The sequence below is a fragment of the Gracilibacillus massiliensis genome, assembly GCF_001458115.1.
Lineage (GTDB): Bacteria > Bacillota > Bacilli > Bacillales > Amphibacillaceae > Gracilibacillus > Gracilibacillus massiliensis.
On the sequence record NZ_CZRP01000009.1, the window covers coordinates 279037 to 292112 of the forward strand.

General features: G+C 37.1%; 8 protein-coding genes, 9 tRNA genes and 2 rRNA genes. All 19 read right to left on the bottom strand.

Annotated features, from left to right (window positions below; all coding sequences use genetic code 11):
• Window positions 1–74: 74 nt before the first annotated feature.
• Entirely contained in the window at window positions 75–1058 is a 984-nt protein-coding gene (locus BN3107_RS02210) for a sugar ABC transporter substrate-binding protein (protein ID WP_058306011.1), read from the bottom strand.
• A 168-nt stretch (window positions 1059–1226) separates the two neighbouring features.
• On the bottom strand, window positions 1227–3236 hold the full coding sequence (locus BN3107_RS02215; protein ID WP_058306012.1) for a LacI family DNA-binding transcriptional regulator: 2010 nt from the start codon (window positions 3234–3236) through the stop codon (window positions 1227–1229).
• A gap of 786 nt (window positions 3237–4022) precedes the next feature.
• Entirely contained in the window at window positions 4023–5825 is a 1803-nt protein-coding gene (gene glmS, locus BN3107_RS02220; RefSeq protein ID WP_058306013.1) for a glutamine--fructose-6-phosphate transaminase (isomerizing), read from the bottom strand.
• 441 nt (window positions 5826–6266) lie between these two features.
• On the bottom strand, window positions 6267–7622 hold the full coding sequence (gene glmM / locus BN3107_RS02230) for a phosphoglucosamine mutase (RefSeq protein WP_058306015.1): 1356 nt from the start codon (window positions 7620–7622) through the stop codon (window positions 6267–6269).
• Window positions 7623–7675: 53 nt separating this feature from the next.
• Window positions 7676–8935: a CdaR family protein gene (locus BN3107_RS02235; protein WP_058306016.1), complete on the bottom strand. Its 1260-nt coding sequence runs from the start codon at window positions 8933–8935 to the stop codon at window positions 7676–7678.
• On the bottom strand, window positions 8928–9749 hold the full coding sequence (gene cdaA / locus BN3107_RS02240) for a diadenylate cyclase CdaA (RefSeq protein ID WP_058306017.1): 822 nt from the start codon (window positions 9747–9749) through the stop codon (window positions 8928–8930). Before cdaA ends, BN3107_RS02235 begins: the two co-directional genes overlap by 8 nt.
• A 328-nt stretch (window positions 9750–10077) precedes the next feature.
• Window positions 10078–10686, bottom strand: a complete 609-nt coding sequence (locus BN3107_RS02245) for an anti-sigma factor family protein (RefSeq protein WP_058306018.1) — start codon at window positions 10684–10686, stop codon at window positions 10078–10080.
• Between the two features lie 14 nt (window positions 10687–10700).
• A complete protein-coding gene (gene sigW / locus BN3107_RS02250; protein ID WP_058306028.1) occupies window positions 10701–11264 on the bottom strand; it encodes an RNA polymerase sigma factor SigW in 564 nt (187 codons plus the stop codon).
• 498 nt (window positions 11265–11762) lie between these two features.
• Window positions 11763–11838: transfer RNA gene (locus BN3107_RS02255), tRNA-Ala, on the bottom strand.
• A gap of 19 nt (window positions 11839–11857) precedes the next feature.
• A tRNA-Lys gene (locus BN3107_RS02260) sits at window positions 11858–11933 on the bottom strand.
• 39 nt (window positions 11934–11972) lie between these two features.
• Window positions 11973–12047 (bottom strand) — tRNA-Gln (locus tag BN3107_RS02265).
• Window positions 12048–12102: 55 nt separating this feature from the next.
• A tRNA-Tyr gene (locus tag BN3107_RS02270) sits at window positions 12103–12188 on the bottom strand.
• A 21-nt stretch (window positions 12189–12209) separates the two neighbouring features.
• Window positions 12210–12285: transfer RNA gene (locus BN3107_RS02275), tRNA-Thr, on the bottom strand.
• 5 nt (window positions 12286–12290) lie between these two features.
• Window positions 12291–12366: transfer RNA gene (locus tag BN3107_RS02280), tRNA-Val, on the bottom strand.
• A gap of 104 nt (window positions 12367–12470) precedes the next feature.
• A tRNA-Glu gene (locus BN3107_RS02285) sits at window positions 12471–12545 on the bottom strand.
• A 21-nt stretch (window positions 12546–12566) separates the two neighbouring features.
• Window positions 12567–12638: transfer RNA gene (locus tag BN3107_RS02290), tRNA-Thr, on the bottom strand.
• Between the two features lie 3 nt (window positions 12639–12641).
• Window positions 12642–12716: transfer RNA gene (locus BN3107_RS02295), tRNA-Asn, on the bottom strand.
• 38 nt (window positions 12717–12754) lie between these two features.
• Window positions 12755–12871: ribosomal RNA gene (rrf, locus tag BN3107_RS02300) — 5S ribosomal RNA — on the bottom strand.
• A gap of 86 nt (window positions 12872–12957) precedes the next feature.
• Window positions 12958–13076, bottom strand: a 23S ribosomal RNA gene (locus BN3107_RS02305); the annotation flags it as partial.

The following is a 13076-nucleotide window of genomic DNA, read 5'->3' on the forward strand; positions in this document are numbered from 1 at the left end:
GCTCACCCCCGAAGATATTTTTAATTTAATAACTAGATAGAATGCAATCCGCATTCTATCTAGTTATCATAAAGTTATTGCCATTCTCCTGAAGTTTCTTCCGCAATTTCTTCTGTCACAATATGTGATGGTAAGTAAACTTCTTCTTCAATTTCATTTCCTTCCAGATGATCAATTGCCATTTGGAATGATTCCTTCGCAATTTCAATTGGTACTTGAGCTGCCACTGAAGTGAAGGAACCATCTAATAGTGCTTCCTTACCATCAGGTGATGCATCTACTGAATACACATCAACGTCTTCCTGCTTACCATTGGCATCTAATGCAGCTACAACCCCTAAAGCAGATGGGTCATTAATTGCAAAGAAGGCATTTAAATCTGGATTCGACTGCAGGATATCCTGTGCAATCGGTAAAGATTCATCTAGAGCAGCTTTTCCATTTTGCTGAGCCACAATTTCATAGTCTGCGTCTCCACTTGCTAACCCTTCCATAAATCCATTAACACGTTGTACACAGCTTTCGTTTTCCGGAAAATCAAGAATAGCTATTTTTGCTCCATCCGGATAATCCTCCACTACTTGTTCACCCATAAGCTTGCCAGCCATGAAAGCGTCTGTTGCAATAACACTTTCTACAAATTCTCTGTCTTCTTCAATAACAGCAGTGTCGACATTAAAAACAGGAACATCATTATTTTGAAAATTTTCTAAACCCTGTCTGATCCCAGCAGAGTCAACTGGAATAACAAATGCTGCATCATATCCCTGATTTGCTGCGTCCGCCATTTGATTCAATTGCGTATTTAAATCATAATCAGGATCTAGCATCGTATATCCATAACCGTGTTCTTCAGCTAACTGCTGATATGTTTCATGCATAGCTATTTGAAAAGTATTATTTTGTGTATTTGGTAAAAATACAAAATTATAACCATCTTCACTCTCACTGTTTCCGTTTGCATTATCAGTATTTGCTTCATCATTAGCATCACTTCCGCAAGCTACTGTGATAGCCATCAAAGCTAACAATACAAAACCAATTAAATATTTTCTCATTTCTTTTACCCCCCAAGATTATTTTACGTAAATAAAACTTGATAAGCGCTTTCAAGTAGTTTACAAAGATAACCAGGCCTTTGCGTCAAGTTATCTTTACGTAAAATATATAGTATTTATAAAAGTATGTCAATACTAAATTCAATTTTTCTTTCTTTTTTATATTTTTTACGTAATTTTTCCTTTTACTATCTCTTCTATTTCGCTAGGAGCTGGTTCTGACATAATATCTTTCCATGCTTTAAGTAAATTTTGTGCCTCAACCGTATATGGCTGAACGGCAATATATTTATCTTTGTCTTTATTGATAAGTGCTTTTGCTGTTGCCAACCCTACGGCAAGTCCTTGTTCATAAGGTCTTTGTGTAGACAATCCTTTCACCATATGGTCCTTCGCTAAATAGGTAGCAATTTCATTATCTAAATCAAAGGTGAAAATGGCTATATCTTCTCTACCTAATTCTTTTAAGGCTTCTATCGCTCGAAGTGCAGGGTGATCCCATGATATATACAATCCTTTTATATCAGGATTATCTGTAATCATTTTTTTACATATCTCATAGGTTCTTTCAATTTTATAAAAATACTGTTCATCAGCAATACTTATGTTAGGAAAATTGCTTTTAATTAGATCTTTTGCTACTGCATCTCTGAGATGTGTTCCATAAAAAGGGGCCCCATGCCCAATAAAACCGATCCTTACACTATCTTCTTCTTTAAAATAATTACCTAGCAATACAGCAGTATTATATCCACTCTCACGCTCATTTACAGATACACATGCGGAGTATTCATTTTTCTCTATACCTTCTGGCACATGGCTCATAAATATTAACTTTGTCTCTTGTGCAATACTCTTAAACTGTTTAGCAGTTAACTCATCATCAGCTGGTATTGCAATAATTGCGTCAGGCTTTTGTATTCTTAATCCTTCTAACTGAGCAACTTGTAACTCAGGATCAAAATGAGCGTCCGTTATTGAAACAATGGATACGCCATATTTAGTTAAGATATGTCGTATACCATCCTCATATAACCTTGTCCAGGCCGTACCACCAAAATGGAAGGAAATAGCAACTCTAAAATTATTTGATTTTAGTAGTTCTGCATCTTTTGATGAAAAAGTTAACTCTTCAGGAGATACTGGTTTTTCACCAAATGGTCCTTTACCTATCACTTGTGTTGATCGATGAATAGATAGATTCATTGGGATTTGTAGTTTTGTCTCTATGTCTGCAAGCTGATTAATGTTATCCAACAATACATTTGCAGATTGTATCCCTAATTTATTTATATTATGTTTTATATTAGTTAATGGTGGGGTAATTATTTCTGTCCATTCTTCATCTCCATAACCTATTACAGAAACTTCATCAGGAATATTAACTCCTAACCTTGACATTACTTTCATCAATATTAAAGTGACGCTGTTACTTCCCGCTAAGAAGGTGGTTGGTTTAATTTGTGTCCAAACATGTGTAATTTTTCGTTCAAGCTCTTTCATATTACTTTTATCCACAATAATCATTAGCTCATTATTTAAAGGAATATTATATTCTTTAAATGCTAATTTGAAGCCTTCTATCTTTTCTTTTGTGTTGGAGAATTGATCTTCTTCAATAATAAACGCAATTTCTTCATGTCCTGCATTTAAAAGGTGTGTAGATCCCTTATATATAGCTTCCTTACTATCTGTGAATATTACATTTTGCCCTGTAAAATCTACTTGTCGATTTAAAAACACTAACGGAATATTCTTTTGTATAATTTTCTTAAATTGCTTTTTTTCTCTACTAACTGGAACAATGATAACACCGGCAATACTTTTCTTTTGTGACAAATTGGTAATAATATTTGATTCTTTGGATATATCATCATTGTGAAAATATGTAATAGTTTGATATCCTTCTTTTTCTAATTCGTTAACTATGACAGCTCCAACCTTTGAATATAATGTGCTTTTAAAGCTTGGTATAACGATAGCAATTTCTGAATATTTCCCCACTTTATAATTATTCTGTTGCTTTTTTTGAATCTTTTCAAAATAACCTGTTTTTTGAATAGCAGTTTGCACTTTATCTGCAAGATCTGGACTTACATATCTAGTATTATTTAAGTAATGTGATACGGTAGCAATCGAAACACCAGCCTCATTTGCAACGTCTTTTATCGTAGCCAATATATTTTCCTCCTTTTTACGTAAATTCCTGAAAGGATTTTACTATTTTTTGAGTTGTAAGTCAATTTTTTATATTGATGAGCTGTTTTTTTAACTAAAAAACACCCAATAATATCAAAGTTGGATTTGTGTCCCTAACATTAATCTTTTTCTCTCCCCAAATCCCTCTCAACCTTGTCAAGCTTGGTTTCTCATCTTTTTATCAAAACAAAAAAGAACCGAGAAGCTGTACAAGTTGTACGTTCCCGATTCTGATAATCACCATCATAAAGTTCATACATAAATGGTTTGCCTCTACCTCTTATTTGTAAAACTTACTTTCATTTTGTAAAAAGAGTGTCCCCCAACATTAATCTCTTTCCCTCTCCAAATCCCCCTCAATCCCATACCACACCTAACTCCAACCCGCTTTTACAAATAATGGTGCGTAATTAATGTTTTTCCGTAAAACAGCCGATTTTGACCCGAAACACGTCTTGCAAATTTTGTCGAACGGTAACTTTGTTTTTCCGTAATAGAGAAAAGGCTGAATGGAGATAGAAAAAAGAACAGAAGATAAAGGATACCCTTAACTTCTGCTCTAAACCTTTATATATCAAGTTTTATTCGATACTGAACCACTTCAATTTCACTTCATCTTTCTCTCAAATCATCTCCAAATGTCTTTCTCAAATGCTCTTTCCTTTCCCATTTAGGGAAAAACATTAATACTTACGGAAAGAGATTAAGACTTATGGAAAAACATTAAGTGTGGGTGACAAAGAGTTACAGGGAGACAGTTCTCATTTATTCTACTGTCACACTTTTCGCAAGATTACGTGGTTTATCCACATCACAATCGCGGTGAAGTGCTGCATAGTAAGAAAGTAACTGCATTGGAATTACACTCACCAATGGTGTCAACAGTTCATGCACTTGTGGCAATACAAAAGAATCACTGTCTTTTTCCATACCTTTCATACTTACTACACATGTGTTAGCTCCACGTGCTGCAACTTCCTGAACATTTCCACGAATGGAAAGATTGACACTCTCTTGTGTTGAAATCGCAATAACAGGTGTGCCTTCTTCAATCAAAGCAATAGTTCCATGCTTTAATTCACCGCCGGCAAAACCTTCTGCTTGTATATATGAAATTTCTTTTAATTTCAACGCCGCTTCTTGGACAACATGATAATCCATACCACGTCCGATAAAGAAGGCATTTCGCGTTGTTTCGAACATTGCTTTCGAAATACGTTCGAATTCCTCTTTTTGATCTGTTAGAGTTTCCATTGCACTTGCTACAATACCTAGCTCTTGTAATGGATCAAATGATAAATCAATGCCATTTGCTCTAGCACTATCTACAGCTAGAATAGCTAAAACAGCGATTTGAGCTGTATATGCCTTTGTTGAGGCTACAGCTATTTCTGGCCCTGCATGTAAATGCAAGGTATAATCTGATTCACGAGAAAGGGTTGAACCAGGCACATTAGTAATCGTTAATGCCGGGTGCCCTAAAGCTTTTGTCTGGACTAATACGGAACGGCTATCTGCTGTTTCACCACTTTGTGAGATGAACACAAATAATGGCTTATCAGATAAGAGTGGCATATTATAAGAGAACTCACTCGCAATATGCACCTCTACTGGAATATCGGCTAACTTTTCAATAAATTGTTTCCCGACTAAACCAGCGTGATAGCTTGTTCCTGCTGCAATAATATAAATACGATCCGCTTTTTTCATCGCTTTACGTATATCTTTATCCACTTTAATTGTATCGTTTTTATCTTGATATTCTTGAATTATTTTACGAATAACAAAAGGTTGCTCGTCTATTTCTTTTAACATAAAGTGTGGATAGGTTCCTTTCTCCGTATCAGCTGCATCAATTTCCGCTATATAGGATTCACGCTCAACTACCGTCCCATCCAGCTTTTGGATCTGCACGCTATCACGTTGTACCAACACCACTTCTTTATCTTCAATTTCAACATAACGATTCGTCTCTTTTAACGTTGCCATCGCATCACTTGCCACTAAATTATAACCGTCACCTAAACCAACAAGTAATGGGCTTTTGTTTTTCGCAACATAAATAAGCTCTGGATTTTGATTATCAATTAAAGCAATCGCGTATGATCCTTTTAAGATAGAAAGAGCCTTACGGAAACCAGCTAACACATCATTTGTCTGTGCAACAAATTGTTCAATTAACTGCACGACAATCTCTGTATCTGTTTCACTTTTAAGAGAAACGCCTGTTAAAAACTGATCACGAATTTCGTAATAATTTTCGATGACACCATTATGAACCAACGTAAAACGGCCAGAATTACTTTGGTGAGGGTGTGCATTATCCTCACTTGGTTCCCCATGTGTTGCCCAACGAGTATGACCGATCCCCATTGTTGAGGTCACATCATGATCGACTTTATCTCTCAAAGTCGCAATTCTGCCTTTTACCTTAAATACATTCATACCGTCGTCGTTTAATAAAGCAACACCTGCTGAATCATAGCCACGATACTCCAATTTTTCTAATCCATTTAATAAAATTTTCTTCGAATCATTTGCTCCAATATAACCTACAATACCGCACATAGCGTTGTTTCCTCCTTATAATAAGGGGCAAACAAACGGCCGATAATTACCTTACATGTAACAAGGGGCGTTCGTCTGCCCCTTTCTCGTGTTTGATTAGGCATCTTGTCTTTCTTCTTGTACAAAAAGTTGCCTTTTCGCTTTCGAATAAAGACATGTCGGTTGAGATGTACAACCGGGAGGTATCCGCCGATCAAACTCGATAAACCTCCTCCTCGTCAGCTATGATTGTTTCGAACGTCATAGCCCTGGCGCTTTACAGTAATATACTTCGATACTCCTTTCTCTATTTGAGTGGGTCATTTTCTGAAATGACTCTTTTCATTTTACTTGAAAAGCTTATTTTAATCAACAAATAATGTAAAATGACTTACTATAATACTATGCAATTGTCATATATAAGTGAAAAGAAGAAGCTGTGGATATCCCACAGCTTCTTCTTTAACCTTGTTCTTCCATTCCCATTACTTGCTGAATCACTTCTACTACTTCATTCACATAACGATTGCAATCTTCTAATGTTGGTGCTTCTACCATGACTCTCACTAATGACTCTGTACCCGATGGTCGCACTAATACACGACCTTGAGAGCCCATTTCCGCTTCTACTTTATCAATTGCATCCAAAACTGTCTTATTCATCATTACTTCATTTTTCTTAATAACATGAACGTTTTTTAATACTTGTGGAAACTTCTCCATTTCACTCGCTAATTCGGATAGTGGTTTTCCTGTTTCTTTCATTACATTCACTAGTTGCAATGCTGATAACATACCATCACCAGTTGTATTATAGTCTAAAAAGATGATATGACCTGATTGTTCACCACCGAGGTTATATCCGCCTTTGCGCATTTCCTCCATCACATAACGATCGCCTACTGCTGTTTTATTACTTTGCATTTCATTGGCTTCTAAGGCCTTGTAGAAACCGATATTACTCATTACCGTTGAAACGACACTGGAATGACGAAGTATCCCTTTTGAGTTCCAGTATTTTCCGATGATGAACATGATTTGATCACCATCAACAATGTTTCCTTTTTCATCAACTGCAATTAACCGGTCTCCATCCCCGTCAAATGCTAACCCAATATCTGCACTCTTGTCCACAACAAGTGCCTGCAGTTTTTCGGGATGCGTCGAACCTACTCCATCATTAATGTTCAAACCGTTTGGTGACGAACCGATCGTTGAAATATCTGCTTCTAAATCTGCAAAAAGATGTGAGGCAAGTCCTGAAGTCGCTCCGTGTGCACAATCTAAAGCGATATGTAAACCATCAAACTCATTATCAATCGTCTCTTTTAAGAAATGGATGTATTTTTGACCACCTTCGAGATAGTCGTTGACCTGTCCTACATGTTCTCCTACAGGTCTTGGTAAATCATCAGTTTCCTTGTCTAACAAAGCTTCAATCTCTTCTTCTTGTTGATCCGATAATTTAAAACCATCCGAACCAAAGAATTTTATACCGTTATCTTCTACAGGATTATGTGAAGCTGAAATCATAACGCCTGCTTGTGCTTTCATTACTTTTGCTAAATAAGCTACTCCTGGAGTAGATATAACACCTAGTCTCATTACTTCTGCACCAATTGATAAAAGACCTGCTACTAAAGCACCTTCAAGCATTGTTCCTGAAATTCGTGTGTCACGACCAATAAGAATTTTCGGCTTTTCAGATTCTTTTGTTAGTACATAACCACCAAATCGTCCCAGTTTAAACGCTAATTCTGGTGTTAAATCTTTATTGGCGATGCCTCGGACACCGTCAGTTCCAAAATATTTTCCCATTTTCTAATTCTCTCCTTTTACGATACTTATCCAATCATTCTGCCATGTATGTACTATTCTTCTTGTTCGATGTTTACTGTTACTTGTTCGTACTCCAATTCAATTTCAACATCCTCTTCCAATTCTTGAGGTCTTTCTAGCTCGACTGGAACTTGATGTTCACCAGCGGCGAGATCTCCAATATCAATGGATAATTGAAGATCTTCTGCTGTAAGATTTGTTATATCAGAAGGATAGCCTCGCACTGTTAGATTCATACTTTCTGTACTAGGCTCCACAAAGGATACTGAAAATTCCTCTGATCCTCCTACAACGTTGATTGCCACATCCTCTAATACCTCTTCTTCTATAGACTCGATATCTACATTAATCGTTACAGTATCTGTCCCTATCTTTCTTATATCGGAGGAAACGTCTAACTCTACTTCCATTGTTCCACTTTCCGTAATTTCACTTAAGTCAATTGGTTTTGTTGTAATTTGGTCTAACTGCGCTAAATAATCTTCCGATGCAAAAACCTGTACTTCCTCTGTTTCCGGCTCCAATCCATTCAAACGTAAACCTTCAGGTAATTCATTCGTAGTTTCAACCGATACTGGTACTTGTTTGTTTGGATTGGCCATATCGACTGTCACTTCTACAGTAGGAGGGTCAATTCTCACATTCAACTCATTTCCTTCGTTATCATATACCTTGATAGGTACGTTCTCAACCGTCTGTGTTTCATTAAAGCCTTCCACATCGACAAAGCCTTTTATGATCGCAATATTATCTACTATGCTTTTTGAACTTGTCACCGTAATTGTTTCTGGATCAGCAATAACATTTGCCACTTCAAAACCTGCTTCTACCTTATCACGGTTGACAACATCTATAGTAACATCAAATTCTTGACTTGCTCTTTCTTCAATTGATACTTCCACTTCCTGTGGTTCAATATAGACATTAAGCCGATCTGTAATCCCTGAGTATTCAAGCGGCACAGTATGTGTACCCGGCTCTAATCCTTCTAAATTTACAAATACATCAAAATTTCGCTGTAATTCCGTTGAAGTAACGATACTTACGGATCCTTGTAGTGTAACTTTGACTGTTTCTGGCACACCACTTACAACATATTTTTCTTCATCTATTTGTGTTTGAACCGGCACATCCTCAAGAGGTTGTGTTTTATTAGTGATGCCAAAAGGATTTTCAAAACCATCATCATCCTCACCAACATTCTCATCAAATGCAACAACAACAAAAAGTAATACGGATAATAATAAAGCGACAACTCTAATTACCCATGGCTTTTCTAACCATTTATTCATTACGCTTACCCCTCCAATTCCATGCCTTTGTCGTAGAGGTTTTAAACTTGTTTACTAGTTCTGTTTCCAATATTTCTGATAGTTTTTCTGTTGTTAAATTACGGTGTAACTCCCCGTTTTTTGTACAAGAGATGTTCCCTGTTTCTTCTGAGACAATAATGGTTACAGCATCTGTAACTTCACTAATTCCTAACGCTGCTCTATGACGAGTTCCTAATTCCTTTGAGATAAATGGACTTTCCGACAAAGGTAAATAACACGCTGCCGCTACTATTTCATCACGATTGATAATAACCGCTCCATCATGTAAAGGTGTATTCGGTATAAATATATTCGTTAATAATTGATTTGTTAATTTTCCGTTAATCGGTATACCTGTCGAGATATAATCACCCATTGCCGACTCGCGCTCAATCGTTATTAACGCACCAATTCGACGTTTTCCCATATATTTACACGATTCCACAATAGAATGAATCGATTGATTTAATTCCTCTTCTTCAGAAGCAGTGTTTCTAGAGAAAAAGCTTCCACGTCCTAATTGTTCTAAAGCTCTTCTAAGTTCTGGCTGGAATAAAATAATAATACCTAAAGGTCCCCACATGATAACCTGCCATATGATCATGCGAACCGTACTTAATTCAAAGAGAACACTAGCCAAGTATAATGTAATAACTACAAAAATACCTTTCAAAAGTTGAATTGCCTTAGTTCCACGAATAAGCATTAATAATTTATATAAAACGTACCAAACAATTGTAATATCTACTACGATTTTCAGGAGATCCAGTAAATTCCAGTCACCATTAAGCATGCAAACACAACCTTATGTCCATCTAAATCCTCTTCCTATCTAGTATTGTAGTTATTAATCATTATAGCATATAAAGGGAGACTTTTGATAAGTAGGGGTTTTTAAATTCCCCACTGATCATTAGCGAAACTTATCGGGAAGCTTAGCGGCTGTAATTCACTACTTACGCTGTATTACTTGAAAGAGAGAATTACACTCGTTAATCGCTTTGATTATGTAAATAAGATTTAATAAGAAGTGCTCATTTTCTTAAATTGTTTGTCCATGCCATTATTTATAAGTAAAACAGTGACTCTTTTATAAAGCATCGAAGAGTCACTGTTTTACACTAATCTAAACTAAACACACTTTCTACAAGTTCTTTTAATTTATACCACATCCAATTAAATACTTGGTCTACTTCTTTAATTTCCCCTGCCACTTTTCCAGCAGAAGCAGAAAGATGATCTCCATTGATTAAGATAACATCTCCTAATACCTCTCCTTCTACTTTCACATTCCCGTTTTTAATTTCTAAATCATTTTCGATTACGACCCCTTCTGGAACAATGACGGTATCGTTTTCTACAATTAGATTTTGACCTTTAGGATAACTTAATTGCTGATCTTGACTCCAGGCGGAAAAGATGCCCGAAAACATAAAAATAAAAAAGATTGCTGCTGCTGTCAAAAACGGATGATACTTCATCCATCTTTTAGCTGACATCCGTTTTTTTTCTTTTGGTAATTGTGCCATTACATTACTTGTAAAGTCAAGAGTTGGCTTCAATTCAATATTTGCAGTAACCAATGCTACGGTTCTTTTTAGTTCTTTAAAATGTTTTTGACAAGCTTCACAGGACTGTAAATGGGAGCGTAACGTTTGTTCCTCTTCTTTTGAGATATCACCATCTAAAAATTGATGCATTAATTCAATAACTTCTTTATTACATTTCATTTCACTCACACCCCTTATACATGGCGAAGCCTTTTCCTTAATGCTTCTCTACCTCGGTGGACTCTAGTTTTCACTGTCCCCACGGGTATTTCCAAAATTTCACTAATTTCTTTCATAGATAGTTCATCGATAAAACGCAGTGCGATGATACTTCGATATTTTTCAGGTAATTGCATAATTTCCTGTTGAATATAACTTTGCATCTCTAAACTTTCTACCTCTTCTTCTGGCAAAGCTTGTTCTGCTGGCAATTGTGCGTACATATCCAAACCATCTGCCCCTTTTATTTCGGCATCAAGATAATAATCAGGCTTCTTTTTTCTGATTCTATCAATAGTTAGATTCGTAGCGATTCGGTATAGCCATGTAGAAAACTTTCGATTCTCGTCAAAAGATTGAATATTAATATAAGCACGAATAAATGCTTCTTGTGCAATATCTTCTGCTTCATGACGATTTCCTATCATTCGATAACAAATAGCAAATACTTTATTCTGGTAAAAGGCGACAATATCCTCGAAAGCTGATTGATCGCCTTTTTTCACTGCTTTTATGTTCTTTTTAATTTTCTCCTCAATCATCTAATAACCTCCGCTACTTTGCGGTTAATATATTTACGTACAACCACTACTAAGGGTTTCATTTAATTTAAATTTTTTTATTGATTTTCCATTGCTATTATACCAATAATTTAGATATATTTGTTGTTGAATTACATTTTTTTCAGATAATAGTAATACGATTCCATTATTCAAACTATTTCTTCTATATTAAGTAAGTCTGGAAGTGGTGCTTTTATATTTATTTTCCCATAAATCCCCATAAGAAAAACCGGGAAAGCTCCCGGTCCTTTTAGTAGAAATTTTGAAATGGATAATAGATTTAACACTCGCTCAGGCGAAAATCCCGTGGAAAGGGAAGTGGACAGTCGTAGCGGTGGATTCATAATTTCAAAATGACTACTTTGATATAACAAATGCCTTGATACCACTGATTATATGCTTTCCTATCCCATAAAAAAAAAGCCGTTTCTATTCGAGAAACCGCTGCTTAGTAATTAATTTTATATAAATGAATGGTGGAGCCTAGCGGGATCGAACCGCTGACCTCCTGCGTGCAAAGCAGGCGCTCTCCCAGCTGAGCTAAGGCCCCTTTACTTATTCATTATAAATGGTGAGCCATGGAGGATTCGAACCTCCGACCCTCTGATTAAAAGTCAGATGCTCTACCAACTGAGCTAATGGCTCTAAAGAAGTTTACAAATGATGCTTATAATAAAATAAAAATGGCTGGGCTAGCTGGATTCGAACCAGCGCATGACGGTACCAAAAACCGTTGCCTTACCGCTTGGCTATAGCCCAACAAAAATAATAAGCGTACATATTTAGTTTATACACTTCAAATAAAATTATACAATGGTGGAGGGAGTAGGACTCGAACCTACGAACCCGATGGGAGCGGATTTACAGTCCGCCGCGTTTGGCCAACTTCGCTATCCCTCCATGTATTCATATATAATTAAATGGTGCCGGCCAGAGGACTTGAACCCCCAACCTACTGATTACAAGTCAGTTGCTCTACCAATTGAGCTAGACCGGCTGGAATGGTGGAGGATGCAGGGCTCGAACCTGCGACCCCTTGCTTGTAAGGCAAGTGCTCTCCCAGCTGAGCTAATCCTCCGCCGCACAGGATGTGCAAGTGCATGCGTTGCGACAGGACGTCGCGATCTTAGCATGCCATCCTTAATATAAAGTAGCAATAACTAATGCTTACTGTGGTTATTATGGTGACCCGTACGGGATTCGAACCCGTGTTACCGCCGTGAAAGGGCGGTGTCTTAACCACTTGACCAACGGGCCAAAAATTCATAAAAATAGCAGAGCTTCCAGCCGGACTTGAACCGGCGACCCCTTCCTTACCATGGAAGTGCTCTACCGCTGAGCTATGGAAGCAAATGGCTCCACAGGTAGGATTCGAACCTACGACCGATCGGTTAACAGCCGATTGCTCTACCACTGAGCTACTGTGGAATAATCAGTAATGATAGCTTCTCAAAGCTGAAATATATGCCTGGCAACGTCCTACTCTTGCAGGGGCGCGAGCCCCAACTACCATGGGCGCTGGAGAGCTTAACTACTGTGTTCGGCATGGGAACAGGTGTGACCTCTCCGCTATCGTTACCAGACTCGGCTTATATTATAACAAAAGGGATATACCCTAAAAACTAGATAAGAAGTAAAACAAGCTTCAAACAAACCGTAACTTATTAGTATAGATAAGTCCTCGATCGATTAGTATTCGTCAGCTGCACATGTCACCATGCTTCCACCTCGAACCTATCTACCTCATCGTCTCTGAGGGATCTTACTCTATCGAATAGATGGGAAGTC